Origin of the sequence: Bradyrhizobium sp. B039, from assembly GCF_038965675.1 — a bacterium.
Classification (GTDB): Bacteria; Pseudomonadota; Alphaproteobacteria; order Rhizobiales; family Xanthobacteraceae; genus Bradyrhizobium; species Bradyrhizobium diazoefficiens.
The window spans coordinates 6,381,929-6,408,146 of record NZ_CP152416.1; the positions used below are offsets into that span (position 1 = coordinate 6,381,929).

Sequence of the window (26,218 nt, forward strand, 5' to 3'; positions counted from 1 at the left end):
AATCAAACTCGTCTCGATGATGTCATTCTGCCGGTGTCTTGCCCGACGAGTCAAATCCTGTGTTGAACGAAATTGTCGTCACACCAGGTGGACATGAAAAAGCCCGCCGCGGATTGTCCCGCGCGGGCCGAACCAAACTCGTTTCGATGATGGCATTCTGCCAGTGTCTTGCCCGACGTGTCAAACACCGTGGGCCGCAACAGGAGAATGACCTTCCTCCCACTTAGATATGTGGTGCGCCAGGGGCTTGCTTCAAGTCCCCGACCTTCGCGTACAACCCCCGCCCCAGCAACAAGTCGAGGGATCACGACATGCCCGTACTGCTTCCGACATCCCGCTCACGCGGCCGGACCGAGCGAACCCGCACCGGGAAGCCGGCGCCGACCGATCATGCCGTGGTGATCGCCGGCGGCGGCCCGACCGGCCTGATGCTGGCCGCCGAGCTCGCGCTCGCGGATGTCGACGTCGCCATCGTCGAGCGGCGCGCGGATCAGGACCTCGTCGGCACGCGCGCCGGCGGGTTGCACGCGCGCAGCATCGAGATCCTCGATCAGCGCGGCGTCGCGGATCGCTTCCTGCGCGAGGGGCAAGTCACGCAGCTCGCCGGCTTCGCCTGGACCCGGCTCGACATCAGCGACCTCCCCACCCGCCACGCTTACGGACTGGCGCTGCGGCAGAGCCACATCGAGCGCATCCTGGCCGACTGGGTCGAGGAGCTCGCGGTCCCGATCTACCGGAACTTCGAGGTGACGGGCTTCGTTCAGGACGAGACCGGCGTCGACCTCGCGCTGTCCGGCGGCGAGACGTTGCGGGCGAACTATCTGGTCGGCTGCGACGGCGGCCGCAGCCTGGTGCGCAAGAGCGCCGGCATCGACTTCGCCGGCTTCGAACCGACGCTCAGCAACCTCATGGCCGAGGTCGAGATGAGCGAGGAGCCGGCCTGGGGCCTGCGTCACGACGCGCTCGGCTTTCACGGCCTCAGCAAGACGGAGAGCGGGCGCGTGCTGGTCGTGGTGACGGAAGCAACGCTCGCGCGCAGCGGCGAGCCCGGCTTGCGCGATCTCAGCGAAGCCCTCGTCGCCGTGTACGGCACCGACTTCGGTCTCAAGAATCCTGCCTGGATCTCCCGCTTCACCGATGCGGCGCGGCAGGCTGCGTCCTATCGCGAGCGACGCGTGCTGCTCGCCGGCGATGCCGCGCATATCCATCACTCCGTCGGCGGTCAAGGCCTCAACACCGGCGTGCAGGATGCCGTCAATCTCGGCTGGAAGCTGGCGCAGGTCGTCAAGGGCACGTCGCCCGCCAGCCTGCTCGACAGCTACCATGCCGAACGCCATCCCGTCGCCGCGCGCGTGCTGCGCAACACCATGACGCAGATCGCCCTGCTCCGCCGCGGCGACGACGGCCTCAAGGCCGCGCGCGAGGTGGTGTCCGACCTGCTCGGCATGGACGAGCCGCGCAAGCGCGTCGGCGCGATGATGAGCGGCCTCGACATCCGCTACGATCTCGGCGAAGACCATCCGCTGCTCGGACGCCGCATGCCCGACCTCGACCTCGTCACACCAGGCGGTTCGCAAAGACTGTTCACCCTGCTGCAGGGCGCGCGTCCCCTGCTGCTCAATTTTGCCAAGCCGGGCTGCATCGATATCGCACCCTGGGCGGATCGCGTCGCAGTCGTCGACACCAGCTACCAGGGCCCCTGGGAGCTTCCAGCGATCGGGCCGGTCGCAGCGCCAAAAGCCGTATTGGTGCGGCCCGACGGACACGTGGCGTGGACGGGCGACGCGCGCCAGCGCGGCCTTGCGGACGCGCTGACACTATGGTTTGGGCCGCCTGTCGCGACATAGCAACAAAACTCATCCGCCCCCTCGAAACGAACAAAGCCCGCGGCATCCCCGCGGGCTTGATCCAAATTCATCTCGATGATGCCATTCTGCCAGTGCCTTGCCCGACGCGTCAAACTCGATTTCGCGAAGACAATCGCCGTGGAATCCGGTCATTGCAACTTCTTGTCCGAAGGCAAGATGCTTTGCGACGTCTCCAGAAGCTCCGCTTCGCCAATCTCGTCGGCGATTGCCGATGAATGGTCCGGATGCACGATGACGCGTTCGATCCGATGCAACAATTCGAGTGGGGCTTTGTCAGTGGCCAAAGGCTGCACCGGCTTACCCCAACCTCGGTCGAGAATGGCATTTGCGGCGGCCACGCGCGCAAACGCGTTTGCTGTCTCTCTCAGCATGATTGCGGCAAGCACGTTGAGGGCGGCTTCCGTCTTGGTTCTTGCCAACGCCTCAATGTCTGCCAGCGTTGGCGCTCTGAAACCTTCACTGACGACATGCTGGGCGACAGGGAGATACAATTCAGTCCTTCTCTTCAACCTTCCCATTGCAAACCTCATTCTAAAAAAGCAATCGCGTCTCCGAAAACAAAAATCCCGCGACGGATTGCTCCGCGCGGGCTGAACCAAACTCTTTCGACGATGCCATTCTGCCAGTGTTTTGCCCGACGAGTCAAACTTTCGCTACCGGCACCCGCTTCAGGATGTCCGGTTTGCATTCACAAAGCGGATGAAAGGTCAGTTACCCGCTTTGTCCGCCAAGGGCCAATAGCCGAAGTGCACCCGCTAGGTGGGCGAGCCTGCGTTGAGAAGCTGGGATACCGCAGTAACCAATTGCGCTGGAGCAAACGGTTTCTCCAGCAGAACGCTGTTGGGCACTCCCTCTGACGCCCAATCTTCGGCTGCGGCGCCCGTCATGTAGACCACGGGAAATGCAGGATCGATCTGCCTGATAAGGCGCGCAATCTCCCAACCCTTCATCGGCCCTTTGAGGTTGACGTCGGTTACGAGCGCCGAATACTTGACCACGCCGCTTTCCACCATAGCCACGGCTTCTTGTCCGGAAGCGACCGTCGTCAGGTCGAAGCCGCCCTCCTTCAAGGCGTCGTGAACGATTTCCTGCAATGGTTCCTCGTCCTCAACCACGAGAATAATGGGCACGCCTTCCATCTCCCCCTCCACGCAGCGTCAACCCGAGCCGCAGCAGGCGCAACGCATTGGAGGAACAAAAGTTCAAAAGTGAACATTTGCCCGGAAGGAATGACGGGCGACGGAGGCTCGGCCGCCTGCGTTGGCCGCCCAGTGATGTCTGAGTTGGGTCAAAAGCGTCGATATGACGCTCGGCTGCAAAACTTCCGTTTGCCTCAACGAGCCGACATCTAGCTGCACCGCGTCAACAGAAGCGATGGGCCAACAAGCGACTGCCATTGAGTGGATAAATGAAGGGGAACGCCAGCTTAAATGACCGGCCTTTGGTCCTCTACTTGGGCGAAATTGACTTTGAGACACTGCCGAGGCGGCCTCACTTACGTGGAAACTTCGCCACCAAGCGGGACATCTGCCAAACCTGAACATCTTTTCCATCAATGAATTGGCGCGCCTTTTCGGTGGCGTCTTGATCGTCCGCGCACTTTATTATTTGAGGCGGTTGATAGATGCGGCCATCGGCTTCAATAAAATAGACGCGGTAATCTGGCATGGCTGAACTCCCGAAGGGCGGGAGCGCTACGCTCTCAGTCACCGATAACTGCCTAGGATGGGGCGATGATACGCAAAGTATAACACGATTACCCGAGTTTCGGCGTACTTTTGCAAACAACTACAAGTTTACCGTCGGGTCGGTCGGCTTTAACTCTGACTTCGAACATGCCGTTGTCCCTGCGCGAACTCACGCTGTGTGCCAGAATACGTGAAGGAGGTGGCCATTGCGGCGGTGCTACTCTACACGAAGCCTGGTCTTCTGGGACTCGAACCCGACCACCAACCGGGCAATGCGCTCAAGCGTCTGTTGATCAAGTAACCGGGCTGCTATGTCCCGAAGGCGCGAACAATTGTACGTGCAGACCGCAGATTTGTTCCTGTAGTTTTACCCTGTCACGGGTGCTTTGACTTGTCGTTCGGTCTTTCGCTGCTTGCCGGTACGTCCTTGGCTTCTTCTTCGGCAAGGAGTTTTCGAATGATGTTCCGCTTCTCCTCGTCCCGCTCTTCTTCAAGGAGCTTGCGATAGTGGCGGATGTTTTCATTGCGAATGAAGCGTTCCATCATGCATTTCCTCGCAGCTGACGCACTATTTTAGCGTGAGAAATAAGGAGTGCAATCGGCGCGCTGGCGGTCGGTTGGCCCCGAAGCCTGCTATGGGTCAAAACCGGCCAAGCTCAAATTTCAAACGAAGTTCTGCTTAGTCATCAGAAGCCGACATTCGCGCATTTGTGCATGCGCTCCTTAGCGCCGGCCGATCTTATCCACACCCACGACAGGCAGTAGCTCCCGCCCTTCGCCGCCCCCTAGGAATCGATAATTTGCCAACCTGTTCGCACGCCGCTTTGATGGCAGAATGAGCACGAAATCACGAGAAGTCATCTGGAGCGGCCAGATCATGGGCGCGGAAATTCACGCCAAGCATGCGCGAGAAGAAGCCAAGAAGGCAGTCCGCGAAGCCGATCGAGCCGAAGGCCAGGCCTGGTCCGTCCGGATGGAAGGTTACGGCGGCCCGTCGCAGCCGTCTCCGACAATCGGGCAATGCCTGAACGGCGGCATGGGCTGGCTGGAGGTCGAGTGCAACAGGTGCAAGACGCGCGCGAGCCTGCCGCTCGATGCGATCCGCCGACCGCGAGATACGCCGATCTGGAAGCTGGAGGCATCCCTCAGGTGCCGATCATGCCGGAAGGGACGTTCCGCGCCACCCGTCCACATGATCAAGCTGACCGAAACACGGAGCATCACGCCATACAAGTGGGTTCACCCAGACGAAGAGCGCTAGAACCCACAAGTCTCGGACCTTCCAAGCAGGCAGTTATGTGCAATCTCTATTCGATCACCACCAACCAGGCGGCGATCGCCGGCCTCTTCCGGGTCGTCCGCCGCTATGAAGGCAACCTGCCGCCGATGCCGGGAGTGTTTCCGGATTTTCCAGCGCCAGTCATCCGTGATGCAGGCAATGGCGAACGCGAACTGGTGATGATGCGCTGGGGCATGCCGCCACCGCCACGCACCGGCGGTCCACCCGTGACCAACATTCGCAACACCTCGTCGCCGCACTGGCGCGCGTGGCTCAAGCCGGAGCACCGCTGCCTCGTGCCGGTCAACAGCTTTGCCGAATACGCTCCGGAGCCCAACCCGGAGACAAAGAAGAGAGATGTCGTCTGGTTTGCACTTGCCGAGGCACGTCCGCTGTTCGCGTTCGCCGGCATCTGGACGACCTTCAACGGTGACCGCGGTACGAAGTCAAAGCCGATTCCCGGACCGCATCAGGTCTATGGCTTCCTCACCACGACACCGAATGCAGTTGTTGAACCGATTCATCCTAAGGCGATGCCGGTGATCTTGACCACGGCCGAGGAGCTGGATGTGTGGTTACGTGCACCTTGGGAGGAGGCGAAGGCACTTCAGCGGCCATTGCGGGACGAGGAGTTGAAGATCGTCGCCCGGGGAGCAGACAAGGAAGATATCGTCTCGTCCGTATAAGCCCCTGCCCCGTTCCAAATCATAAGCTACATCGGACGTAGCAGCGGCCGGCGCCAATCCGCCATGGCGTGCAGGCTTTGGCGTGGGCGCTTCTGATTGGTCAATGGCGCAACTCCCTTCTAGCCTGCTCGATCAAATTTTGTCTTTGCGACAGCCATGTCGCGAATTCGTCCCTAGCGGCATTGAAGGCCCCACCGGATGCTGTGACTAATCGTCGGAATTCTCGAGAAGCCTCATCATCTGAAATACCATTGCTAAGTTTCATCCAAACGGAAATGGCATTGCGATACTCATCAGCGGCACGCATAAACTTGTCGAAAGGCTCTCTTGGAAGCAGAATGTTATTCATCTCCACGCGGTAATCTTGTTCGACCGCAAGCAACCTGTCGTAGAGGTAGGTATCCATTCTTTTTGCGGCGTCGTTAATCCCAACCAGAGTTTCAAGATGCGTTCCCGCCTCTCCAACAGGGCGCACAAGAAATCTCTGATTTAGTATTTTGTTGGCTGGTACCAGCATTTCTTGGTCAGCCCTCTTTATTGCCTCGGATATCTTATCAAGACGCCCCGAAACTTCGTTCTTGTTGTCGGGAGAATAATAGCGGCCAGCAACAAGAATGCTGTGATCAGCCCCCTCCGGCCGAATGGCATTAGGCACACTCGACGAGCTGCCTTTGGCGGCTTTGATCGCCGTTAGTTCACTGTTGGCGGTTTTAAGTTGGCTATTCACATGATCGAAGGCCTGAAAAGAACCCAAAACAAGGCCAACGACTGCAAGTCTTTTGAAAAGCTTGTGGCGCTTCTCTGGAGGCCATCGTCGATCGATCCATCCGATTGTTGCAGGAGACCAAAAGTTCTTGCTGAGAAGCTGATCTAAGAGGAAAGGCACGGTGGCTACCCACCATAACCAATAGGTAATGACTGCCGCACCGAACTCCCATAGCCGCGCCGGATAGTCGCTCATTCGCACGTCTCCCGCTGCCCTCGAACGAATCTAGAGCTAGTTGTGCGGATGCGAGATGTATCTGATTTAGATTACATGTTCTATCGATACACAAGGCTGCAACAAACAAACTTGTGGCCTGGCTCTGCCGCGGCCCTTGGGATCTGAGAGCGACAGCTCACTCCTCCGCCAGCTTCCGCTCGATATACGCATCCACCGTTTCGGCGAACGAGCGCTGCACGCCGACCGCGAGGTTGTGCTGGTCGAGCGCATCGCGCTGGAGCACGCGCAGGCCGCGCCCGCGGGCGCTGACCGGCGCCGTGTTGAGATACTGATCGATGGCGCCCTTGGCGATGGGGATGGCCTTCGGATCCCCCCTTGCGATCAGGAGCCGCAAGAGGCTCTGGCATTCGGCCAAGCCGGGCATGGGATCAGCGCCTTCATCCTTGCCGCGATTTCGGCTTCGGCCGCTTGACCGGCTGGGTGTGGGTGCCGAACAGCGCCAGCAGGAACGCGACTTCTTCCTTCGAACCGATCTGGATCATGATTGTCTCCTTTTCGCTTGGTTGGTCGGTGCCGGCGAAAAAGGAGTTCAGGACAATCGGGTTTCAGGATTGTTTCAGGCGTGTTTCATCGGGGCTGTCACGTTGCAGATGGCCGCCTGGAGACAAAGCGCATACCCGCCCGTCTGCCACCACGTCCGCCAAGGACCACGGGCGGACCATCTGACCTAAATCATGAACAGAAGAAGAGCCCAGCTGTGGTGGGCTAGGCTCTCGTTCAGCGATTGATGGCCGCCTCAACAACCATCTTTACGGCGGCATCGGGTTCAGGATCACTTGATTTCCCAGGACGTGTTGTGCGGGATGTCCATCGCAAAATAATCGCCAGAGCCAGCCAACGCAGGCATGGTTATGCACGCAAATGGTTCGCTTCCGGTGATGCCCTTATACTTTCCGGTGCCGCCGGTGATGATATGCGTTCCACAATCCATCTTCGGCTGGGCCTTGTCGAGGTCTCGCGTATCGAAGGTCGAGAAAATCTTGTCGCCGTCGCTGTCGGCGAGCACGCAAGCTCCGTCAATGTATTTCTTGTCTCCGGACGCGACGTTCAGCGCCACGCAGCGTGCCGACATCTTGTCCAGCATCTTCTCTCCCTTCATGTTTTGAGTGGTCCCGACCGCCTCCAGCGTCGTGGCCTTGCCGAGTTCGGCGGTGTCAATGCTCATCAAGGGTCGAAAAATAAAGTGCGTCACATAAGGAGTAGTCCCCTTCTTTTCAATCGGCTCTCCCGCGACAGCCGCGGGGGCAAAGGACACGAGCGCTGCAGCAAAGGCCGTTGCTTTGGTGAGTCTCATCGCTGCGGTGAATGTGGGGACTCTGCGCACGTTGATGACGTTCATGAGTGCCTCCTTAGATCAAGCGGCGGCTCAGGTCTCCGCCGTGAACTGCCGCGAGTTGAAATCGACCTGCGTATGCTTTCTCCTGTCGAATCGAGTTGCACGCCGGCGCCGAGCGTCAACGTGATCATGCTTTCCTGATGCTTCGCCTTGGACTGACGAAGTAGGTGGGGATGGTGGCTCCAATCATCGGTTTTGACCTCAATACAAGGCTCGACCGAACGACCTGGCATATTGACATAATAGCATGGAACGCGGCGGACGTCAGCGTCACGCCCGGAAAACGCAGCGCGCACCGTCAGCTATCCTGACCGAATGCGCTATGCAAAATGCAATTTCTCCTGCTGTCCGGACGAAGCACGGTGCACATGGCCGCAGCGACTCTGTGCCGCTCTTCATGCTTTGCGTCGTTCCGCTTGCAACTCAGGAGGTGAGCATTGAGTGACGTCGATTTCCGCAGCCACCAATATCCGTAATAGCTGTGGGTCAAAAGCCGGCGTCGCAGTCGCAGCGGCTAAGTCCGCAAGTGTGAGAAGCGGCCACGCGGGCTCTCGAGAGTGGTCGATGGACGTGTGCTAGAGGGTGAGAACCTTGGTCATGCACCAGAACGGAACATCGGTTTGCCCGTGCTCACCGGCAACCTGCTCCATGATGTCCGCTTTGTGATGCCAGCCCATGCGCTCGTAGAAGCGGCGCGCGCGTTCATTGCCGACGACACAGTGCAGTTCTGCCTCGGCAATACCTCCCTTGGCCATCTCAATTTCAGCGGCTGTCAGCAGACTTGACGCGACGCGCGTCCCTCGATGCGGCATCGCCACAAAAAGTTGGCCCAGAAGCCGGCCTCTCCACGCCGAAAACGCCACGACCTCTTCGTTCAACTCCGTTACCAAAGTCGAAGGCAAAAGTGCCGTCATCCTTTCCAGGAAAAATTCCATGGACCGACGGATAATTTCTGCGTGGGGCATGAAGGGAGCCTGGGTCTCGTGCCAAACCGCGTGATAGAGAGCGGCCACCCGAGAGATATCTGACGCGTGGGCACGACGGATCATCGCGCTTTCTCCGGTAAGCCGAAGGACGGGTAGAGCGCAGCGAAACCCATCATCCGCTGCATGTGACCGAGCACGCCGCTATCGTCTTCATCGGGTGGGACCGAGCGATGGGTTTCGCAAATGCTCTACCCATCCTACGCGCTGTGGCAATCCTGACATCATGCCAGTGTTTTGCCCGACGGAGCAAACTCTATTTAAATGCAGCAAATCGGATTTGGCGGAATGACAAAGCGAAACATCCGCCCGTCGGCCACCATGTGTGCGAAGGGCCCCAAGAGGCGAGATCCGAAACCGTCAACGATCGCGCTCTCACTGCCTCTGGATGATGTTGGCCGAGCTGGTTGGCTGCGGTGGCGACGCTTCCTGGACCTGCGCAAGGTAGGCCTTGTCGTAATACTCCAGGGCGAGGATATGCATGGCCCTCGCTTTTTCCGGGTCGGATTCTGCCAGAGCCATCCGGGACGCGATTTCGGCTTGCTTCAAATAGTACTCGGCGGTCGGCACGATGGTTTCCCCCAACGACGCCACCTAACGCACAGAATTGCAACTTGTTCCCGGGATGGATTCAAATTTCCGAGGCGGGCTTACCTATTCTGCTCGGGGTCAAACGCTGGTGTCGCAGTCGCAACGGCTGAAGTCCGCAAGGGCGAGAAGCGGCCATGCGGGGCTCGCTGGGAAATGCCCGATGCTGCCATCATGCCAGTGATTTGCCCGACGGAGCAAACTTTATTCAAATGCAGCAAATCGGATTTGGCGGAATGAAATCTGTTCGCGTCAGGCTGGGACATGCCCTCCCAGGAGGGCGCAACCGGAAAGGTTTTCGGAGAGATCGCCGATGTACTACGTCGCCGCCGCATTGCTGGGGTTGTCGGGACTGTTCTACTCCGCGAGCCATCACGAGCTCGGCCAGTTCGGCGCGGACGTGTGCCGCTACGGCGGCACGTTCTGCGACAATCCGGTGGTCGTCTTCACCGGCGCGGCGCTGGCCGCGGTCTGGGGCATGTTCGTCAGCGTCAAGTAGCCGGACGCGAAGTTCACGTCTCGTTGTTCTCATGGCGCTCGCGCACGATGCTGTCGGCGACATGCCCTACCCTGCGAGCTCCTTGCGGACGGCCGCGGCCGAATTGCCGACCTTGTCGACGGCCTTTTGCAGCTCCTCCTTCGACACGCCGAGCGCGTGGGTCCAGTATTTGACCTCGAAGGCCTCGTCCATGTTGATCTTGCTGCGGTCCGGCTGCTCGCGCTTCGTCAGATTGTCCATCGGCCAATTCCTCGCTTCCTGAAAACGGGAAACGTCGTCGTCGGCTCGCTGTTCCTAATCCGGCTGCCGGCTTCGCCAGCGCGGTCAGGCCGGCGCCTTACGCCTCCGGCTTGCCGGGCCTCGCAGCGGCCGCTTCCTTGACGAGGGCCGAGATCGAATTGCCCGATTTGCGAAGGGCGTCGGCGAATTGATCGGGCGACAGCTTGAGGCGCTTGCGCAGGGTCTTCACCTGCACCTTGTCGCTCAAGTCGAGCGCATTGCGAATATTGGCCGGCTTGAGCCTGTTCATGACTGTCTCTGCTGGTGAGGGGTGAGGCCGAACCGCGACAAGGCGGGCTTGACGCCGCCGTCGCCGCGATGGTGACTGTCCCGCTCCTTGCGAAGATTCCGTCGCCGCGGAGACAACATGCGCGATGAAGCGACGTTCCTCCGCATCCGGAATTATCGCTCAGGAGGAGATAAACACCTCGCTGGTGTCCATGCGCACGTTGCGGACGGCGCGACAGGCCTCAATGCTCGCCCGATCGCCCACCGGCATGAAGCTCAGCAACAGCGAGCGCCGCCGCGCGCCGGAGCGCGCAAGGGCTGGCAGCATCGGCTTCAGCAGACGCACGACGCTCATTGTGCAGGAACTTTGCGGCCATGAACGCGCTTAAGATCAGGATTCGCAATTCCGGAAGGTCCGCCCTGAAACACCGCCCCGCCAAGCACGACCGCACCGACGCACCGACGAAGTCCGGGCCGACGCTGCTGCAACGACTGGGTCCCGGCCTCGTCACCGGGGCGGCGGACGACGATCCATCCGGCATCGCCACCTATTCGCAGGCCGGCGCGCAATTCGGCTACGGGCTGCTCTGGACGGTGTTTCTGACCACGCCGTTCATGATCGCCATTCAACTCGTCAGCGCGCAGATCGGCCGGGTCACCGGAAAAGGGCTTGCCGCCAACGTGATGCGGATCGCGCCGCGCTGGGCGGTGCTGGCGCTCGTCGCCATGCTCGTCGCCGCCAACACGTTCAACATCGCCGCCGACATCGCCGCGATGGCCGAGGCGCTCTCGCTCGTCATCGGCGGTCTCAACCACGAGCACGCGCTGATCTTCGCGGCGGGCTCGACCCTGCTCCAGGTGTTCCTGCCCTATCGCCGCTATTCGCCGGTGCTGAAATTCCTCACCCTGGCGCTGTTCGCCTATGTCGCGACCGCCTTCACCGTGGAGATCCCGTGGAGCACCGCGCTGCTCGCCGCGGTGTGGCCGAAGGCGAATGTCAGCGCCGACTATTTCATGATGGTGGTCGCCGTGCTCGGCACCACCATCAGCCCCTATCTGTTCTTCTGGCAGGCCTCGCAAGAGGTCGAGGAGATGAACCAGGGCAAGCGCGACCAGCCGCTGCGCGAGGAGACGCGGCGCGGCGGCGCCCCTGAAATCGCGCGCATCAAGGCCGACACCACGTTCGGCATGCTGCTGTCGAACGGCATCGCCTTCTTCATCATCCTGACCACGGCCGCCGTGCTGAACGCCAACGGCGTCACCCACATCAATTCGGCGACGGAAGCGGCCGAGGCGCTGCGGCCGCTCGCCGGCGACTTCACCTTCGCCCTGTTCGCGCTCGGCATCATCGGCACGGGCCTGCTGGCGATCCCGGTGCTGGCGGGGTCGGCGGCTTACGGTGTTGCGGAAATCTTCGGCTGGCGTGCCACGCTCGAGGCAAAGCCCGACGAGGCCGCCGGCTTCTACACCATCATCGCGGCCGCGACCGCGATCGGCTTCGGCCTCGGCTTCACCGGGATCGACTCGATCCACATGCTGGTCTGGAGCGCCGTGCTCAACGGAATCGTCGCCGTTCCGATCATGGCGATGATGATGCTGATCGTCTCGAGCCGCGCGATCATGGGCCGTTTCAGGGCCCGGTCGTGGCTGGTCGCGCTGGGCTGGCTCGGCACCGCGCTGATGGCGCTGGCAGTCCTCGCTCTGCTCGGCTCGTCAGTGGTTCGCTGACTAACCTTGCGACAGTGCCGCCGAAACCTGCGATGCGATGATGAAGGCCGCAAACAGGGCCGGCACGCTGATGAGCCGCAAGAACTGGTCTATCGAAAGCATCGCTGTCCCCCCAAGACAACTGCAAAGACAAAAGCGCCTTCGCTCGCCGCGCTACTTCACCCCTTGCGCAACGTGCTGATCGGCCGTCAGAAACTGATCGGAAATAGCGGCCCCGCTGATTGTGAGCAGCGCCAGAAGCGAGATCATGCCCAGAAATTTCATGGGTGGAGGGTCGGTCCCGATTGTGGCCAAAAACGTCAGCGCCCGGCGCATTTTCGCGACGATCCCCGGAAAGATCATGGCCGTCCCGCCGGGTCCAACGGCATTTCCCCGCCAAAGAGGGGCGAGAGGCAGCCTCGGCCGCAGCGCTGCGGGCTTCACGCCGGTCCATGGTTGGCCTAACAGTTGCCGTCAGGACCGGGCCTTGCGACCTGGCCACAAGAAAAACAAAGTCCCGCTGGGCGACAGGGAGCGACATGACCAAATCGTCAAAAGCAACAAGCCTTGAAATCCTTGCCTGCGATGCCGGCTGGAGAAACTACCACTTCGTCAAGCTGACGACCGACGACGGCATCGTCGGCTGGAGCGAGTTCGATGAAGGCTTTGGCTCACCGGGCGTCGGCGCGGCGATCCAGCGCCTATCCACCCGCATCATCGGGCAGAATATCTTCCAGCATGAGCGCATCTACGCCGAGCTGTTCGCCGCCACGCGCCCCGCCGCTGGCGGCGTGGTGGCGCAAGCGCTCGGGGCGATCGAGAACGCCCTGCTCGATGCCAAGGCGAAGTGCCTCGGTGTACCCTGCTATGAGCTGCTCGGCGGCAAGATCCGCGACTGTGTCCGGGTCTACTGGTCGCATTGCGCGACGTGGCGGATCAATCATCCGTCCTGGTACAAGCCGCCGATCGAAAGCCTCGACGGCGTCAAGGCGATGGGCCGCGAGGTGCGCGAGAAGAAGTTCACTGCGCTCAAGACCAACATCTTCTCCTACGACGACGGCAAGCCAACCGGCTGGCGGCCCGGCTTCGGCTCACCTTTCACACCCGAGATCAACGTCGACCGCAAGATCCTGCGCGACCTGCGCATGCATCTGGAAGCGATCCGCGACGGCGCGGGCCCCGACGTCGACATCCTGCTCGATTGCAATTTCAACGCCAAGACCGAGGGTTACCTGAAGATCCTGCGCACCATCGCGGACCTCGACATGTTCTGGATCGAGATCGACAGTTTCAATCCGGAAGCGCTCGGCTACATCCGCAGGCAGAGCCCGCATCCGATCTCGTCCTGCGAGACGCTGCTGGGCCTGCGCGAATTCCTGCCCTATTTCCATGAGCAAGCGATGGACGTCGCGATCATCGACACGCCCTGGAACGGCGTCTGGCAATCGATGAAGATCGCATCAGCCGCGGAAGCGTTCGAGGTCAACGTCGCGCCGCATAATTTCTATGGCCATCTCTGCTCGATGATGAACGCGCATTTCTGCGCGGCCGTTCCGAACCTGCGGATCATGGAGATCGACATCGATCGCCTGTCCTGGGACCGCGAGCTGTTCACGCATGAGCCGGAAATCGAGGACGGCCATCTGATCATTCCGGACCGGCCCGGCTGGGGCACCGAGCCGAACGAAGAAGCGCTGCGCGCGCATCCGCCGAAGACGAACGGCGGTCTTCTCAACTATGGTCGCAAGAGCTAACGGGGACTACGGCGTCACGGGATTGACGGTCGGGGACGTCTTCGGCCCCGGCCGCTCAGGCTCGACCGGCGATTTCGGTTCGGTGGGAAGCACCTTGGCGCCGGCGGCGTGTGCGGCCTCGCCCGTGGTTGCATACATCGCGACATGGGCCGGCTGCGTCTTGGCCCGGCTCCACGGCCCATGATCCACGACCAGCATCGCAGCAATCGTCAATGCGGCCACGATCAACGCGATCACGCCGGGATGGCGAACCGCCTTGGACATAGAGTTAGCGAAGCGATCAGCTGCCATCGAAGGATCCGTGCTTTTTTCCTCTCGCAGGTTAATTCAATGACGTCCCGCGAGTTCCGCCTTCGCCGAAGCAAGTTCCAAGCCAACGCAGGGAACCTCGTCCCCCGCGCGCGTTCACTTTTTGACGTCGGGCCGCGCATCGCCGACAAACCTGTCGCGGTTCGGCATCTTCACGGCCGCAAGCAATTTCGCGTCGAGCGTCGCGTCCGCTCCCACTAGCCCGTTCAGGTTCAGGACATAGGCCGATACCGCATAGACATCCTCATCGCTTAGCGATTGCGGCGCGTTCTGCGGCATGGCGCGACGGATATAATCAAACAGCGTCGGCGCATAAGGCCAATAGCTGCCGACGGTGCGAATGGGCCTGGCTGTTCCGATCGTACCTTGCCCGCCGGCGAGCCGATCACCCAAGCCGCCCTCGCCTTTTTCGCCGTGACACGAGGCGCATTGTTGAGCGAACACTTCACGGCCACGGCTGACTGAACCACTCCCGTTCGGCAGATTGCTGCCGTCGCGCCCGATATCGATATTCCAACCCGCGATCTCGGCGGACGTCGCCGGCCGACCGATGCCATAAGGGCTTTGCGCCTGCGCAACGCTCCCAAAGGTGCACAGCATGATTGCTAATGCGATGCCGCAAATCTCACGCCAGCGCATTGGTCACCTCGCCGTCCGCCGCGATGCGCCAGGGCCAGACCGCATTGTTGTGGTAGAAATAATTCTCGCCGCGCACTGCGAGCAGTTCGGCCAGCGTCGGCTGCACATAGCCGGTCTCGTCAATGGCGCGGCTCTGGATCACCGCGGGCTTGCCGTCCCATTGCCACGGCAAACGGAAGCGTGTCAGCGCACGCGTCAGCACCGGCTCTTGCAATCGCGCGTCCTGCCAGCTCCTCCCGTCGTCGACGGACACCTCGACGCGGGCGATCTTGCCGTGCCCGCTCCAGGCGATGCCGGTGACCTCGTGGAAGCCGGGCGCGCTCAGACGCTGACCGCCGGAGGGACGGGTGATGATCGACTTCGCTTCCATGTAGAAGGAGAACTCCCGCGCCGTGCCGTCGGGCAGGAGATCGGTGTATTTCGAAGTCTCCTCACGCGAATACACGGGCTCGGCAGTCACATGCAGGCGGCGCAGCCATTTCACGCTCATGTTGCCTTCGAAGCCCGGCAGGAACAATCGCAGCGGATACCCTTGCTGCGGTCGCAGCCGCTCGCCGTTCTGGCTGTAGACCAGCATGGCGTCCTCGAGGCATTTCTCGATCGGAATGCTGCGCGTCAGCGCGGCCGAGTCGGCCCCCTCGGCAACCACCCATTTGGCCTCCGGCTTCAGCCCCGCCTCCTGAAGCACCAGCTTAAGGCTGACGCCGGTCCATTCCGCGCAGCTCACCAGGCCGACGAGATCCGATGCCGTCTTGCCATACGGCTTGGTGTAACCGGGATTGCCGGAGCATTCGAGAAAGTGGATGCGCGACTCTGACGGGAAGCGCCGCAGATCGTCGATGGTGAAGATCAGGGGCCGTTCGACAAGGCCGTGGAGCATCAACCGGTGCTGCGCCGGATCGATGGTCGGGACGCCGCCATGATGCCGCTCATAGAACAGCCCGTTCGGCGTAATGATGCCGTCGAGCTCCTGCAAGGGCGTCCGGCTGGACGCCGAGATGTATTGCTTGAGAGCCTTCGAGATGTTCTTGACGACGCCCTTCTCGAAGGGCGATGGCGCACCATAGAGCTGACCTCCCGTCGGCTCGCCCGGTGCCTTCATCCATTCGGGAACATTGGGCGGAAGATTGTCGGACTCCGCAGCAGCAGTGCTTGTGCCGAGAACGGCGCCGCCGACCGCGGCCGAGCCGGCAGTCAGGAAGCGACGACGAGTGGTCGTCACGGGATCATCGTCGGCATGTGTCGTGCTGGTCATTGCGGGCCCCCGGCTGGCGCTGAGACCGCATCAAACATTCTGACGACGGCATTTGCAATTCGCAGCTATTTCAAAAGCAGGCGATTTCGATCAGCGTTGATCTAAATCGCCCGGCAACAACAGCAGTTCCTTTCCTTGCAGCGCACAATCGCCGGCCGCCCGATTCACTCGCCCGGCGCGATCGCATTGCTTGGCGTCGGCCGGTCGGTGATCTGCTGCCCGAACAGGCTGCCGATCAGCTCGACCGCGGTCCGCGCGGTTCGACCACGTTCGTCCAGGAATGGATTGAGCTCAACGATGTCGACCGACCCCACCACGCCGGAATCGTGCAGCAGCTCCATGATCAGATGTGCCTCGCGATAGGTCGCTCCGCCCGGCACCGTGGTTCCGACCCCGGGCGCCACGCATGGATCGAGGAAATCGACATCGAAGCTGACATGCAGCACGCCATTGCTCGCCTTGACCCGCTCGATCACACGGCGGATCAGCACGGCGACGCCGAACTCGTCGATCTGGCGCATGTCGACAACCCTGATCCGGCGTGCGCGCATCAGCTCCTTTTCGAGCTTGTCGATCGACCGCGCGCCGAACAGATCGAGCCTGTCAGGATCGATCGACGCACGCGGGTCATCGCCGAGCAGGCCGTCGAGGCCCGGCTCGCCACACAGAAACGCGGCGGACATGCCATGCATGTTCGCCGTGATCGTCGTTTCCGGCGTATTGTAGTCGGCATGCGCATCGAGCCAGAGCACGAACAGCTCGCGTCCGCGCTCCTGCCAATGGCGCGCCATGGCATTGACCGAGCCCATCGACAGCGTGTGATCGCCGCCAAGGAAGATCGGGAGCGCACCGGTTTTCGCGATCTCGTAGCCTCTGCGGCTCAGCACGCGTGTCCAGCGCTGGATTTCGCGGTAATGATTGGCTTTTTCGGGCGGCCTGTCTGCGAGGTCCCTGACCTCGGCCGCCGTGAGATCGCCGTAGTCGACGACCTCGAAGTCCAGGCTCTCGAGCAGCGTCGCAAGGCCGGCGGTGCGCAGCGCCGCCGGGCCCATCAGGGTGCCGCGCTGCGAGGCCCCCATGTCGATGGGCGCGCCGAGCAAGGCGATGCGCCGGGCTCGATCCGGCATGGTCCGATCGGTCACGGCAGTCTCCTGACATCCACAAGATCGTGCCAGCCTAACAGAGATTCGTACCCGTCGTTTCACGGGTATTTCCCGGTGAAAAGACGCCGAGCGAGAAGCCGTCCCGGAACAAAATCCCGCGCGCCGCATTTCCCCTGCAAGGCCGGCACCCGCCGTACATTACGGCGCCTGTCGCGGATAGCCAAAGGTGCCGGCCTCATTCACCTCGTCAGAGCGGAGTTTACGAATTTGAGCACCGAAATTCCGCAGCCCCCGTCCCAGCCCGGCATGGCCGAGCGCGCCATCGACGCCGCGGCCGACGTCTCCCACACGATCGGCGAGGTCGCGGGAGGCTTGCGCGCCGCTGTCGACCGCTTGACGCATGTCATCGACGAAGCTCGAAAGCCGGGTAAACCGCTCGCGACGGTCGCCGCAATCACACGTGAAGCGCCGCTCGCGAGCCTGTTCGTCGCCTTCCTGTTCGGGGTTGCCATCGCCCGCCGGCGTTAGCAATGAAGCTTGCGTGACGTGGGTCAGCTAGGCCGCGGTGACGGATCGGGGCTGCGTCAGGAACTGCCGTTCGAAGGCATCCGCGGGCATCGGACGGCCGAAGAAATAGCCCTGCCCTTCCTCGCATCCCATGCTGATCAGGAAGTCGGCCGTGGCACGGTTCTCGATGCCCTCGGCCACGACGGTGAGCCCGAGCTGCTTGCTGAGGCCGATGGTCGAACCGACGATCGCGGCATCATCGGAATCGGCGAGCAGATCGAGCACGAACGACCGGTCGATCTTGAGCCCGTCGAGCGGAAATTTCTTCAGATAGCTCAGGCTTGCGTAGCCGGTGCCGAAATCATCGAACAGGACGCGGACGCCGAGCTCCTGGATCCGCTTGAACATGTCGAGCACGCGGCCCTCGTCATGGAGCAGGATATCTTCGGTGACTTCGAGCTCGAGCAGCGCCGGCGTCAGCCCTGTCGCGTCGAGCAAGGCCGCAGCCGCATCCGCGAGATCGCCGGAGTGCAGCTGCGACGGCGAGAGGTTGATCGCGACGCGCACGCTGTTGCCGGACAATTCCCACGCACGCGCCTGCCGGCAGGCCGTTTCCATCACCCAGTTCGCGATCCGCTCGGACAGCGCTGAGGTATTGACCACCGGCATGAACTCCCCGGGGGAGACGTAGCCGCGCACGGGATGCCGCCAACGGATGAGCGCTTCAGCCCCGACCAGGCCGCCGTCGACCAGGCGAACCTGCGGCTGGTAGAACAGTTCGAATTCGCCGCGATCCGCGGCAAGCGCCAGTTCGCTCTCAAGCGTCAGACGGTTCTGCAATTCCTGCCTGATCGCACTCTCGAAGATCACGTGGCTGCCGCGTCGCGTCGCCTTGGCGCGGCTCAGCGCGAGATGGCCGTTGCTCAGGAGGTCGTCCGCGTTGTGTCCACCGTCGGGATAGACGGCAACGCCGATGCTGATCCGGACTCGGTGCTGCCGTGTGCCCGTTACAAGCGGCGCTTCGAACGCGCGCGCGATGCGCTCGGCGAACGCCAAAATCGGCTCGCCAGCCTCCGCACAATCAAGTGCGATGGCGAATTCGTCGCCGCTGAGCCGGGCGACCACCGCCTTACCAGCGATTTCGGTCCGGAGCCGCTCGGCGACGGACTGCAGCACGAGGTCGCCGGCCGAATGTCCAAGCATGTTGTTGATCTGCTGGAAGCCGTCGAGACCCAGCACGAGCAGTGCGACGTCGGAAGACCGCCGCTCCGCCGCGGCGATCAGACCGGTAAGGCCGGCATGCAGCATGTTCCGGTTGGCAAGTCCCGTCAGCGCGTCGTGTTCGGCGAGATATCTGACGCGTTCGACCTCGCGCTTGCGGACCGAGATGTCGCGCAGGATCGCTCCATACTGGAAACCGTCCGTTCCCTGCCAGCCCGAGAAGCTCGCTTCGACGGGGAAGGTTTCACCGTTCTTGCGCCGGCCCTCGAACTCGACGACGACCGCCCCGCCGGGCACGAGGAGCGCCTGGCGTGCGGCATCGCGCATGGATGGCCTTGCGTCGCCGTCCGTCGGCACGGCGCACAGCGTGTCGAACGGGCGGCCGATGATCTCGGCCGGCATGTAGCCGAAGATCACGCTCGCGCCGGGATTCCAGACCGTGATCCGGTGATCCTCGTCGGTGCAAACGAGACCGTCGCCGAGCGACATGGCGATGCGATGAAAGCGGCTCTCGGCGATGCGTCCCAGGAGACCGCGGAAATCGATCTCGTCCAGCGCGATCGCCGTCAGATAAGCGATGATCGCGATGTGGAATAGCGATGTGTCGACGACGAAGGGCCATCTTGCCTGCACGAGGGCCGCGGTCAGCTCGACCGCCGCTCCGGCCGCGATGAGGACCGCAACGCGATATCCCGATGCGAAGCGGCGCCACGAATACATCATGAGCAGGCAGATCACACCCAGGCCGAGGATCATGCCGGCATCGGACGTCCAGCGCAGCATCCGGTGCTGGAGGATCGATTCCGCCGCCAGCGCCTGGAGGACGGGCCCCGAGACGATGCCGCCATTCGGAACGCTGAACCGGTCGCCCAGCTCGAGCGCGGTCGCACCGACGATGATCTTCTTGTCTCTGAGCTTGTCGAGTGTCGCGGTATCGCCATGCAGCACGTCGACAAAGGAGACACGCGGAATGGAGGCCGCCCGAATACTGAAGTCGATCAGGAAGGAGGATCGCCGATTGGCGTCCTGCCCAGCCAGCACGATGGCCATCGACGGCATAAAGGCGTCGCCGAGCCTCTCGCCGACCGGATAACGGCGAACGAGCCCGTCGGATTCGACCGCGACATTGACGACGGCCGGCCACGACTGGTTGCTGAACGGCTTCAGGGGGCGATTGACGTGAGCTGGGCCACCATTCGGCGCCGGCTGCTTGAAGGACGGCAGGATCGTCGAGCCGCCGACCTCCCGAAGCGCCTTGACGAACGCCTCGTCGGAGGCCGGCTCCGAGGGCGTGCTGAAATCGACATCGAAAGCCACCTCCTGCGCGCCGGCGCTTTCGAGTTTGTGCAACAGCTCTGCGTGGAGCCGGCGCGGCCAGGGCCACACCCCGATCTGGTCGATCGAGGGCGCGTCGATGGACACCACGACGACATTGCCGCTTGCGGCACGCGATTGCCAGGCAAACCGCAGATCGGTGAGCGCATTGCGCAGCGCGCCATGCCATCCCGTGGACAGCACGACCGCCAGCGCGATCACGACAAGAATATGCGGCCGATGGCGTTTCACTTTGTTCCCCTGCACCGGCGGTACCTGCCGCCAGGCGCTCCCCTATGCCGACGACACGGTCCTAGTGATGACCCCTGCCCCAATACCAACCGTAGTGGTGGCCATGACTGCCGTTACCGTTGTCGCCGTTATTCCCGTTCCCGCTGTTCCCGTTGCCGTTGTTGCCATTATTGCCGGTGCCACCGCTTCCATTGCTGGTCGCGCCAGTCCCGTTGCTTCCGCTCCCAGAGCTTCCTCCGGACACATCGCCGGTCGACCCGGCAGTGGTCGCAACGGTCGTCGTCGCACTTGACGACGAAGATGTGGCACTGGCCGCAGATACACTGCTGCTGACGGTGACCGCCGTTACGGTGGAGCTGTTGGCGGCTGTGGTCGTGGTGCTCGCCTTCGTGTCGCTCCAGACCGTCTCGGTACCGGTGCTGGCGTTGGCGTTGCGCACGTGCCCCGGCGCAATTGCACCGTGGGCGAGCCCATGCGTGACCTTGTGGACGTTCAGCTTGACCTCGCCGAGCGAGCTGGAGATGCGCACGACGCCGCCTTTGGGCGCCTGACCGCCAGCCGCCTTGGTCCCCTTGTCGATCGGACCCAGCGCATGGATCGCATGGCCGCTCGCCGCGTTGCGCGGCGCCGACAATCCCGATTTCGGCACAGGAATTCGCTCGATCGTCGAGGCGCGCGGCTTGCCATGTTCGATCGGATTGAACGTCCCCGCGCCGCTCAGGCTGAGGCCGGGCTTGCCATGCTCAAAGGCCGTGGCCGCTTGTCCGGGCATGACCTGAGCGATCTGTCCCGTCTTGAAGTCTGAGACTTCGACCTGGCCGCGGAGCACGCCGACCCTGGTGCTGCCCGCATTCACGGTGACGCTGAACTGCGTTCCCTTGACCACGGCGGCGAGGTAGGGCGTCTCGACCTCGAAATGCTTGACGTTACGCTTCTCCACCTCGAGCAGGATCGAACCTGACTGCTGGATGATCGTGGTCGAGAGACCTTCCTTCTTCTCGGCCGGCAAGCCGACCACCGAGTTGGGAGATATCAGTATCGTTTCCTCGCCGCGGACAAGCAGCACGCGTCCGGTACGTCCGGTGCGAATGGTATCGCCGGGCTTGAGCGCCTCCTGCTGATTCAACGACACCTGCTGCGCGCCGTTGGTGGCGACCCAGACCTCGCCGGCGGCTTTGCTGACCGACCAGACGCCATCCTCCGCCGCGAGTGCACCGGAAGCCATTCCCAGGATCAGCGCCGCCGCGAAGGCGCACCGCATTCCAATTCTGCCGAGCATCACGATCCTCAGTCCGCGTTACAGCCAGACCAGACGCGTACCCGAAATCACTCAAGAGAGAATTAGCCGGAACCGGCGAGCCGAACAGCCGCATTAACCAATCATTGACCATAAAAAACTATGAAAAATCATGCGGCTAACGAACCCTTACCACCCTATGGGGAGATCTCCGTCAAACTACGGAAACGGGTTCGCGGCGCGTGTCGGGAAGCGGCGTCTCCTTACCGCGTTGGTGCTGTTGGCACCAATTTTCACGGGAGTTCCGCAATCATTCGCACAACAGGCGAACCAGCCGGGTTTTGATCCGCGCCAGCCCGAGAAATACTTTGAAAACCAAACCGAGCGGGAAACACTGAGCCGGCCTCCGGTCAAGCTACCGACGGTCGGCCACGCCAACACCGGTGGCGATACCAAGCCTCAGTTCGTGCTGCGCGGTCTCAAGGTCAGCGGCGCCCACGCCATCTCTCGCGACCGCATCGCCGCGGTCTACCAGACTTATCTCGGCAACAAGGTCTCGCAGGCGGATCTCGCCGCGGTCGCCGGCGCGATCAGCGACCTCTACCGCGCCGACGGCTTCCATCTGAGCCGGGCCGTCGTGCCGCCGCAGGACATCGCCGACGGCATGGTCCGGATTCAGGTGATCGAGGGCGCCATTGTCCAGGCCGATTTGAAGGGCGATGGCGCCGAGCAGTTCGGCGTGAGGCCGATGCTCGGACCGGTTCTGGCCGAGCAGCCATCGCGCCTGGCAACGCTCGAACGCCAGCTTTTCCTCATCAACGGCAGGCCGGGTGTCCGGATCACCGATACCGCGTTGGAGGAGATCGGCGGTGCGACCGGCCGCTTCCGCCTCACCGTCTATTTGAAGACCTGGCACGTGTTTACGTCGTTCGGCCTGGACAATCTCGGCTCGTTCTCGGTCGGCCCCTGGCAGACCTATGCGACCGGCGCGTTCAACTCCTACCTCACGCCTGGCGATACGCTAGCGGTCAACCTGTCGACCATTGCCAACGACCCCCGCGAGCTCGGCTTTGCGCGGCTGTCCTATGACGCACCAGTCGGCGTCGACGGCGTGCGCCTCGGCGCGTCCGTCCTCTACAGTGCGGTCCGGCCAGGCGACGCCCGCCGCCTCGACAGCGACATCACCACGACCGAAGCTTTCGAGGTGCGGGCAAGCACCGTGCCCTTCACGTCGCAATCGTCGGCACTGACACTTACCGTGGCTGGGACCTTCAGCAACGTGTCCGAGCATGACCTTTACGGTCCCTGGTACAACGACCATGTCCGGACCGCGAGCCTGACCGCCGACTATCGGCTCCAGGATCGCTTCGGCGGTACCAATTTCGCGACGCTGACCTACCGTCAGGGCCTCGATGTCTTCGGCGCATCGCATTTCGACGACGATCTGTTGTCGCGCGACGGTGCGTCATCGAACTTCTCGGTGCTGAATCTCTGGTTCACGCGCTACCAGTCGCTCAACGATGCCTGGTCGCTCAAGCTCTCGGCGGCGAGCCAGACGGCATCGCGGCCGCTGTTCACCTCGCAGCAGTTCTATCTCGGCGGCGCGGCCTTCGGCCGGGGCTACGGCGCAGCCGAGATCAGCGGCGACAACGGTCTTGCCGGCTCGCTCGAGTTGCGCTTCGACCAGAAGCTCAATTTCCGCTACTGGACCGGCTACCAGCTCTACGCCTTCGGCGACGCCGGCGCAGTCTGGAACGACGGCTACCGCCTGAGCGACGGCCTGTCGCTGACATCAGCCGGAGCCGGCGCACGGTTCTTCCTGTGGGACGATCTCCAGGCCGATCTCGGCGTGGCCGTCCCCTTGAGCTACCGCGCACCGGACAACGAGCGCCGCAGCCCACGTTTCCTGTTCACGCTGTCGAGCGCATTCCGGCTCTGCCCCGAACGCGGCAGGAGCGGCTGCCTCTAGCTGCAAAGCCCTCATGCCGTGTACCCGGCATGCGGCCCTTTTGCGGCCTTGCGCACAGACTTGCCTAAATTTAATCCCGTAACCTGCTCACGATCGCTCGATCCGGGCGCTTGCAGTGACCATTTTCAGTCGAAAGCGATTGGGACGGAACCATGAAGAGGGTGTTTGCAATTCTGGCGTTTCTTTGCGTCCTCGGCGTCGGCGAATATTTCGTCGTCAGCCGGTTTGCGATCCGCCATGAGCTTTTGACCCTGTTCGATGCCTCGCGCCAGCGGCCGATCTCGGTCGAAATCGCGGTGCGGCGCGACTACGAGACCAAGGCCAATCTCGGTCTCTGGAAGCTGCCGCTCGCCATCATCAGCAACGGCAATACCGTCAAGGCCACCGAGTATTCCTTCCTCGCCAACGCGCTCGCGGCGCGCGGCTATCTCGTTGCCAGCATCCAGCAGGACCTGCCCAGCGATCCACCACTAATGACCCATGTCGGCCAGCAATATGTCGGCCGGCGTGAAGTCTATATCCGCTGCGAGGCCAACATCCTCTTCGCCCTGGGCGAACTGAAGAGGCGGCAGGAGAACGCCGACTACGACCACATCACCCTCGTCGGTCATTCCAACGGCGGCGACGTGTCCATGTATGTCGCCCATCAGCACCCGGAGCTGGTGTCGAAAGTGATCACGCTCGACAATCTTCGGGTGCCTTTCGTGCTCAGCGACAACTTGAAGATCCTGTCGTTCCGCTCGAAGGATCCGCATTTCCTGACCGACCCGGGCGTGCTGCCGACGCCGGAAGAGGCCAAGGCGCGCGGCATCGACATCGTCCACACCGGTGCGCAGCACACCGAGATGAGCGATCGCGGGCCCGACGCGGTCAAGGAGAAGATCCAGGCGACGCTCGACCGCTTCCTGCGCGACAGCGCCAGCAGCGCGCTCGCCCCGGCCGACACGAAAAGTCCGATGATCATGAACCCCGGCGACTATTAGCCGGGGACGCCTTGCGGCAGATCAAGGCGGCTCCGGGCCGGCCACGATAGACAGGGTTTCACAATCTCGGAGAGGCACGTGTCGCACTACATCGAAAGCCTTGATACGAAACGGCTGGGCCTGCCCGCGACAAGGACGCCTGGATTCGTGCGGCATCTGTATCGTTCGACCCGCAGGCTGCTGCGGTCGATCATCGCCCGCATCGATCTCTCCCAATTTCCGGGCTCGTGCTGCGGATGAGCACAGTGGCTGCAAGCGAACGCACGAGGGTTGCCCGATGCTCCTGCATTTGAGAGGAATTTGCCTGGTACTTGCCGTGGCCTCGAGTTCCTCGTCCGCTCTCGCCGCCGATGCCGGTCACGGTGCCGACCTCGCCAAGCGCTGGTGCGCAAGTTGCCATGTCGTGGCCAATGGCCAGGCGGTAGCCAGCGCCGACGTCCCTTCCTTTGCATCCGTTGCGCGCCGGCCGGACTTCAGTTCGGAGAAGCTCGCCTTCTTCCTGCTCGACCCGCATCCGAAGATGCCGAGCTTTCCCTTGAGCAGGACCGAAGCCGGCGACATCGCGGCCTATATCGGATCACTGCGTCCATAGAGCGCCGGCCAATCGCGACACTTGTCGCAAAATGCAAATCCCTGCCGGAGGACCGACAGGGATCAGCAGAAAGGATGATGGACGGCGAATGAGAAACCATTCGGTGGCCCATCATGGACCTGCACCAACATCGAAATGCGGATCTCAATGCTGCGCAAGATCAATTTGTAGGCACGCAGCGCACAAACCAGGAATCAGGATTTGCCCTTGCCCGGCTGCATGAGACTGCCGGTCATCTGGCGCATGTGATCTCCGGCGCTGGTGAACTGGCTACGCAGGAAGTCGGACTGGATTCGCATCGCTTCCTGAAGGTCGGTGGCATGAACAAGCTTGCGCGCGTGCTCGAACGCCGACTTCATGTTCTGCTCGGTAAAAGCGAGCGCCTGCTTTGACACCTCCGTCCCTGCTCCCGGAACGGATGACATCGATTTGGTGGCGGCATCGAAAAACATGCCGAATGCCTGTTCCGCCTGGTCGATCGTCTTTTCGGCTAGGTCGCGCAGTTCGGCCGGAACTTCGATTTTCGGTTCGATCATGGTCGCACTCCTCCCTTTTTCTTAGCTGAATACCACACTTGCCGGACCACCTTCCAGCGGCGCCCCCGGGGCAAACGTCCCCGGCGGCCCGGCTCGGGCAGGAAAATCAAGGAAAAGGCGTAAGATGCGCGGTCCAGCTCAGGACAGGGGGTGTTCGGGAAGGACTTCTTCGGTGGCGAGGTCTTCAACGAGCTTGATGACCTCGAAACGCTGGCGAGGCGCGAGCTTCAAAAAAGCACGGAGCAGGCGCAGGCTTTCGACAGTGCCGCTCGCCGGCGCGCCGAGCTTGAGGTGCAGTTCAGCCGCGAAATTGAGGTTCTTCATCTCGCACCTATGACCAGCATCGGCCTTCCTGATCCGACATCGTCCCACTCGAGAGCCGAACACCATAAGCGGGCGCCAT

Annotated in this window: 32 protein-coding genes; 11 read left to right on the forward strand and 21 right to left on the reverse strand. The window is 62.1% G+C overall.

Annotated elements, in window-relative coordinates:
- Positions 1 to 311: 311 nt before the first annotated feature.
- Complete coding sequence (locus tag AAFG50_RS30370; RefSeq protein ID WP_028174444.1) at positions 312 to 1,847, forward strand: FAD-dependent monooxygenase; 1,536 nt, start codon at positions 312 to 314, stop codon at positions 1,845 to 1,847.
- Between the two features lie 149 nt (positions 1,848 to 1,996).
- Here the strand turns inward: AAFG50_RS30370 and AAFG50_RS30375 are convergent, their stop codons facing one another.
- The 4 genes from AAFG50_RS30375 to AAFG50_RS30390 form a co-directional block, all read right to left on the reverse strand.
- Positions 1,997 to 2,359 carry a hypothetical protein gene (locus tag AAFG50_RS30375; protein ID WP_231166551.1) on the reverse strand — a complete coding sequence of 121 codons (363 nt, stop codon included), beginning with the start codon at positions 2,357 to 2,359 and terminating at the stop codon, positions 1,997 to 1,999.
- A 264-nt stretch (positions 2,360 to 2,623) separates the two neighbouring features.
- Entirely contained in the window at positions 2,624 to 3,007 is a 384-nt protein-coding gene (locus AAFG50_RS30380) for a response regulator (protein WP_038966704.1), read from the reverse strand.
- A gap of 352 nt (positions 3,008 to 3,359) precedes the next feature.
- Positions 3,360 to 3,536, reverse strand: coding sequence for a hypothetical protein (locus tag AAFG50_RS30385; protein ID WP_156149852.1), 177 nt, complete (start codon positions 3,534 to 3,536; stop codon positions 3,360 to 3,362).
- A 395-nt stretch (positions 3,537 to 3,931) separates the two neighbouring features.
- Positions 3,932 to 4,099 (reverse strand): hypothetical protein, encoded by a 168-nt coding sequence (locus AAFG50_RS30390; protein WP_165448168.1) that lies wholly within the window; start codon positions 4,097 to 4,099, stop codon positions 3,932 to 3,934.
- Positions 4,100 to 4,391: 292 nt separating this feature from the next.
- Between AAFG50_RS30390 and AAFG50_RS30395 the strand changes: the two genes are divergently transcribed.
- Both AAFG50_RS30395 and AAFG50_RS30400 read left to right on the forward strand, forming a co-directional pair.
- Positions 4,392 to 4,817, forward strand: coding sequence for a hypothetical protein (locus AAFG50_RS30395; RefSeq protein ID WP_011088847.1), 426 nt, complete (start codon positions 4,392 to 4,394; stop codon positions 4,815 to 4,817).
- A 35-nt stretch (positions 4,818 to 4,852) separates the two neighbouring features.
- Positions 4,853 to 5,521, forward strand: coding sequence for an SOS response-associated peptidase (locus tag AAFG50_RS30400; RefSeq protein WP_028174443.1), 669 nt, complete (start codon positions 4,853 to 4,855; stop codon positions 5,519 to 5,521).
- Positions 5,522 to 5,621: 100 nt separating this feature from the next.
- On the opposite strand, the gene AAFG50_RS30405 is transcribed toward AAFG50_RS30400, so the two are convergent.
- The 5 genes from AAFG50_RS30405 to AAFG50_RS30425 form a co-directional block, all read right to left on the reverse strand.
- Complete coding sequence (locus AAFG50_RS30405) at positions 5,622 to 6,482, reverse strand: hypothetical protein (protein ID WP_028174442.1); 861 nt, start codon at positions 6,480 to 6,482, stop codon at positions 5,622 to 5,624.
- 157 nt (positions 6,483 to 6,639) lie between these two features.
- Positions 6,640 to 6,888 (reverse strand): hypothetical protein, encoded by a 249-nt coding sequence (locus AAFG50_RS30410; protein ID WP_028174441.1) that lies wholly within the window; start codon positions 6,886 to 6,888, stop codon positions 6,640 to 6,642.
- A 408-nt stretch (positions 6,889 to 7,296) separates the two neighbouring features.
- On the reverse strand, positions 7,297 to 7,863 hold the full coding sequence (locus tag AAFG50_RS30415) for a hypothetical protein (protein ID WP_011088851.1): 567 nt from the start codon (positions 7,861 to 7,863) through the stop codon (positions 7,297 to 7,299).
- 572 nt (positions 7,864 to 8,435) lie between these two features.
- The gene (locus tag AAFG50_RS30420; RefSeq protein ID WP_074076737.1) at positions 8,436 to 8,909 is read right to left on the reverse strand and encodes a GNAT family N-acetyltransferase; all 474 of its coding nucleotides are present in this window, start codon (positions 8,907 to 8,909) and stop codon (positions 8,436 to 8,438) included.
- A 309-nt stretch (positions 8,910 to 9,218) separates the two neighbouring features.
- The gene (locus tag AAFG50_RS30425) at positions 9,219 to 9,413 is read right to left on the reverse strand and encodes a hypothetical protein (RefSeq protein ID WP_161534046.1); all 195 of its coding nucleotides are present in this window, start codon (positions 9,411 to 9,413) and stop codon (positions 9,219 to 9,221) included.
- Between the two features lie 331 nt (positions 9,414 to 9,744).
- Here AAFG50_RS30425 and AAFG50_RS30430 point away from each other — a divergent pair, with 331 nt between their 5' ends.
- Positions 9,745 to 9,930, forward strand: coding sequence for a hypothetical protein (locus AAFG50_RS30430; RefSeq protein ID WP_028174439.1), 186 nt, complete (start codon positions 9,745 to 9,747; stop codon positions 9,928 to 9,930).
- A gap of 66 nt (positions 9,931 to 9,996) precedes the next feature.
- Here AAFG50_RS30430 and AAFG50_RS30435 read toward each other — a convergent pair whose 3' ends face one another.
- The 3 genes from AAFG50_RS30435 to AAFG50_RS30445 all read right to left on the reverse strand — a co-directional run bounded on the left by AAFG50_RS30435 (position 9,997) and on the right by AAFG50_RS30445 (position 10,792).
- The gene (locus tag AAFG50_RS30435; protein ID WP_011088855.1) at positions 9,997 to 10,170 is read right to left on the reverse strand and encodes a DUF3606 domain-containing protein; all 174 of its coding nucleotides are present in this window, start codon (positions 10,168 to 10,170) and stop codon (positions 9,997 to 9,999) included.
- A gap of 97 nt (positions 10,171 to 10,267) precedes the next feature.
- Positions 10,268 to 10,459: a DUF3606 domain-containing protein gene (locus tag AAFG50_RS30440; RefSeq protein WP_038966702.1), complete on the reverse strand. Its 192-nt coding sequence runs from the start codon at positions 10,457 to 10,459 to the stop codon at positions 10,268 to 10,270.
- Between the two features lie 159 nt (positions 10,460 to 10,618).
- Entirely contained in the window at positions 10,619 to 10,792 is a 174-nt protein-coding gene (locus AAFG50_RS30445) for a hypothetical protein (protein ID WP_198046595.1), read from the reverse strand.
- Positions 10,793 to 10,812: 20 nt separating this feature from the next.
- Between AAFG50_RS30445 and AAFG50_RS30450 the strand changes: the two genes are divergently transcribed.
- Positions 10,813 to 12,165, forward strand: coding sequence for a divalent metal cation transporter (locus AAFG50_RS30450; RefSeq protein WP_028174438.1), 1,353 nt, complete (start codon positions 10,813 to 10,815; stop codon positions 12,163 to 12,165).
- Positions 12,166 to 12,318: 153 nt separating this feature from the next.
- Here the strand turns inward: AAFG50_RS30450 and AAFG50_RS30455 are convergent, their stop codons facing one another.
- Entirely contained in the window at positions 12,319 to 12,507 is a 189-nt protein-coding gene (locus AAFG50_RS30455) for a hypothetical protein (protein ID WP_028174437.1), read from the reverse strand.
- A 176-nt stretch (positions 12,508 to 12,683) separates the two neighbouring features.
- On the opposite strand from AAFG50_RS30455, the gene AAFG50_RS30460 reads away from it, so the two are divergent.
- The gene (locus AAFG50_RS30460; protein ID WP_028174436.1) at positions 12,684 to 13,898 is read left to right on the forward strand and encodes a mandelate racemase/muconate lactonizing enzyme family protein; all 1,215 of its coding nucleotides are present in this window, start codon (positions 12,684 to 12,686) and stop codon (positions 13,896 to 13,898) included.
- Between the two features lie 6 nt (positions 13,899 to 13,904).
- Here AAFG50_RS30460 and AAFG50_RS30465 read toward each other — a convergent pair whose 3' ends face one another.
- The 4 genes from AAFG50_RS30465 to rocF form a co-directional block, all read right to left on the reverse strand.
- A complete protein-coding gene (locus AAFG50_RS30465; protein WP_028174435.1) occupies positions 13,905 to 14,189 on the reverse strand; it encodes a hypothetical protein in 285 nt (94 codons plus the stop codon).
- A 114-nt stretch (positions 14,190 to 14,303) separates the two neighbouring features.
- Positions 14,304 to 14,846 (reverse strand): cytochrome c, encoded by a 543-nt coding sequence (locus AAFG50_RS30470; protein WP_011088861.1) that lies wholly within the window; start codon positions 14,844 to 14,846, stop codon positions 14,304 to 14,306.
- Complete coding sequence (gene soxC, locus AAFG50_RS30475) at positions 14,833 to 16,101, reverse strand: sulfite dehydrogenase (protein WP_028174434.1); 1,269 nt, start codon at positions 16,099 to 16,101, stop codon at positions 14,833 to 14,835. Before soxC ends, AAFG50_RS30470 begins: the two co-directional genes overlap by 14 nt.
- A 164-nt stretch (positions 16,102 to 16,265) precedes the next feature.
- Entirely contained in the window at positions 16,266 to 17,243 is a 978-nt protein-coding gene (gene rocF / locus AAFG50_RS30480; protein WP_028174433.1) for an arginase, read from the reverse strand.
- A gap of 228 nt (positions 17,244 to 17,471) precedes the next feature.
- Between rocF and AAFG50_RS30485 the strand changes: the two genes are divergently transcribed.
- Positions 17,472 to 17,732, forward strand: coding sequence for a hypothetical protein (locus AAFG50_RS30485; RefSeq protein WP_028174432.1), 261 nt, complete (start codon positions 17,472 to 17,474; stop codon positions 17,730 to 17,732).
- A 27-nt stretch (positions 17,733 to 17,759) separates the two neighbouring features.
- Here the strand turns inward: AAFG50_RS30485 and AAFG50_RS30490 are convergent, their stop codons facing one another.
- Both AAFG50_RS30490 and AAFG50_RS30495 read right to left on the reverse strand, forming a co-directional pair.
- Entirely contained in the window at positions 17,760 to 20,498 is a 2,739-nt protein-coding gene (locus AAFG50_RS30490) for an EAL domain-containing protein (protein ID WP_028174431.1), read from the reverse strand.
- 61 nt (positions 20,499 to 20,559) lie between these two features.
- A complete protein-coding gene (locus AAFG50_RS30495; protein ID WP_039185675.1) occupies positions 20,560 to 21,777 on the reverse strand; it encodes a FecR family protein in 1,218 nt (405 codons plus the stop codon).
- 130 nt (positions 21,778 to 21,907) lie between these two features.
- On the opposite strand from AAFG50_RS30495, the gene AAFG50_RS30500 reads away from it, so the two are divergent.
- The 4 genes from AAFG50_RS30500 (at position 21,908) to AAFG50_RS30515 (ending at position 25,279) form a co-directional block, all read left to right on the forward strand.
- Positions 21,908 to 23,704, forward strand: coding sequence for a POTRA domain-containing protein (locus tag AAFG50_RS30500; protein WP_028174429.1), 1,797 nt, complete (start codon positions 21,908 to 21,910; stop codon positions 23,702 to 23,704).
- Between the two features lie 152 nt (positions 23,705 to 23,856).
- A complete protein-coding gene (locus tag AAFG50_RS30505; protein ID WP_011088868.1) occupies positions 23,857 to 24,687 on the forward strand; it encodes an alpha/beta fold hydrolase in 831 nt (276 codons plus the stop codon).
- A gap of 78 nt (positions 24,688 to 24,765) precedes the next feature.
- A complete protein-coding gene (locus AAFG50_RS30510) occupies positions 24,766 to 24,927 on the forward strand; it encodes a hypothetical protein (RefSeq protein WP_156149853.1) in 162 nt (53 codons plus the stop codon).
- Between the two features lie 37 nt (positions 24,928 to 24,964).
- Positions 24,965 to 25,279 (forward strand): cytochrome c, encoded by a 315-nt coding sequence (locus tag AAFG50_RS30515; protein WP_028174428.1) that lies wholly within the window; start codon positions 24,965 to 24,967, stop codon positions 25,277 to 25,279.
- Between the two features lie 194 nt (positions 25,280 to 25,473).
- Here AAFG50_RS30515 and AAFG50_RS30520 read toward each other — a convergent pair whose 3' ends face one another.
- On the reverse strand, positions 25,474 to 25,815 hold the full coding sequence (locus AAFG50_RS30520; protein ID WP_011088870.1) for a phasin: 342 nt from the start codon (positions 25,813 to 25,815) through the stop codon (positions 25,474 to 25,476).
- Positions 25,816 to 25,953: 138 nt separating this feature from the next.
- Positions 25,954 to 26,139, reverse strand: a complete 186-nt coding sequence (locus tag AAFG50_RS30525) for a hypothetical protein (protein WP_028174427.1) — start codon at positions 26,137 to 26,139, stop codon at positions 25,954 to 25,956.
- Positions 26,140 to 26,218 lie beyond the last annotated feature (79 nt).

Coding starts and splice junctions, on each gene's coding strand:
- AAFG50_RS30370 (WP_028174444.1), top strand. CDS start 312: ATGCCCGTACTGCTTCCGACATCCCGCTCACGCGGCCGGACCGAGCGA.
- AAFG50_RS30380 (WP_038966704.1), bottom strand. CDS start 3,007: ATGGAAGGCGTGCCCATTATTCTCGTGGTTGAGGACGAGGAACCATTG.
- AAFG50_RS30385 (WP_156149852.1), bottom strand. CDS start 3,536: ATGCCAGATTACCGCGTCTATTTTATTGAAGCCGATGGCCGCATCTAT.
- AAFG50_RS30390 (WP_165448168.1), bottom strand. CDS start 4,099: ATGGAACGCTTCATTCGCAATGAAAACATCCGCCACTATCGCAAGCTC.
- AAFG50_RS30395 (WP_011088847.1), top strand. CDS start 4,392: ATGAGCACGAAATCACGAGAAGTCATCTGGAGCGGCCAGATCATGGGC.
- AAFG50_RS30400 (WP_028174443.1), top strand. CDS start 4,853: ATGTGCAATCTCTATTCGATCACCACCAACCAGGCGGCGATCGCCGGC.
- AAFG50_RS30405 (WP_028174442.1), bottom strand. CDS start 6,482: ATGAGCGACTATCCGGCGCGGCTATGGGAGTTCGGTGCGGCAGTCATT.
- AAFG50_RS30410 (WP_028174441.1), bottom strand. CDS start 6,888: ATGCCCGGCTTGGCCGAATGCCAGAGCCTCTTGCGGCTCCTGATCGCA.
- AAFG50_RS30415 (WP_011088851.1), bottom strand. CDS start 7,863: ATGAACGTCATCAACGTGCGCAGAGTCCCCACATTCACCGCAGCGATG.
- AAFG50_RS30420 (WP_074076737.1), bottom strand. CDS start 8,909: ATGATCCGTCGTGCCCACGCGTCAGATATCTCTCGGGTGGCCGCTCTC.
- AAFG50_RS30430 (WP_028174439.1), top strand. CDS start 9,745: ATGTACTACGTCGCCGCCGCATTGCTGGGGTTGTCGGGACTGTTCTAC.
- AAFG50_RS30435 (WP_011088855.1), bottom strand. CDS start 10,170: ATGGACAATCTGACGAAGCGCGAGCAGCCGGACCGCAGCAAGATCAAC.
- AAFG50_RS30440 (WP_038966702.1), bottom strand. CDS start 10,459: ATGAACAGGCTCAAGCCGGCCAATATTCGCAATGCGCTCGACTTGAGC.
- AAFG50_RS30445 (WP_198046595.1), bottom strand. CDS start 10,792: ATGAGCGTCGTGCGTCTGCTGAAGCCGATGCTGCCAGCCCTTGCGCGC.
- AAFG50_RS30450 (WP_028174438.1), top strand. CDS start 10,813: ATGAACGCGCTTAAGATCAGGATTCGCAATTCCGGAAGGTCCGCCCTG.
- AAFG50_RS30455 (WP_028174437.1), bottom strand. CDS start 12,507: ATGATCTTTCCGGGGATCGTCGCGAAAATGCGCCGGGCGCTGACGTTT.
- AAFG50_RS30460 (WP_028174436.1), top strand. CDS start 12,684: ATGACCAAATCGTCAAAAGCAACAAGCCTTGAAATCCTTGCCTGCGAT.
- AAFG50_RS30465 (WP_028174435.1), bottom strand. CDS start 14,189: ATGGCAGCTGATCGCTTCGCTAACTCTATGTCCAAGGCGGTTCGCCAT.
- AAFG50_RS30470 (WP_011088861.1), bottom strand. CDS start 14,846: ATGCGCTGGCGTGAGATTTGCGGCATCGCATTAGCAATCATGCTGTGC.
- soxC (WP_028174434.1), bottom strand. CDS start 16,101: ATGACCAGCACGACACATGCCGACGATGATCCCGTGACGACCACTCGT.
- AAFG50_RS30495 (WP_039185675.1), bottom strand. CDS start 21,777: ATGCTCGGCAGAATTGGAATGCGGTGCGCCTTCGCGGCGGCGCTGATC.
- AAFG50_RS30500 (WP_028174429.1), top strand. CDS start 21,908: ATGCGGCTAACGAACCCTTACCACCCTATGGGGAGATCTCCGTCAAAC.
- AAFG50_RS30505 (WP_011088868.1), top strand. CDS start 23,857: ATGAAGAGGGTGTTTGCAATTCTGGCGTTTCTTTGCGTCCTCGGCGTC.
- AAFG50_RS30515 (WP_028174428.1), top strand. CDS start 24,965: ATGCTCCTGCATTTGAGAGGAATTTGCCTGGTACTTGCCGTGGCCTCG.
- AAFG50_RS30520 (WP_011088870.1), bottom strand. CDS start 25,815: ATGATCGAACCGAAAATCGAAGTTCCGGCCGAACTGCGCGACCTAGCC.
- AAFG50_RS30525 (WP_028174427.1), bottom strand. CDS start 26,139: ATGAAGAACCTCAATTTCGCGGCTGAACTGCACCTCAAGCTCGGCGCG.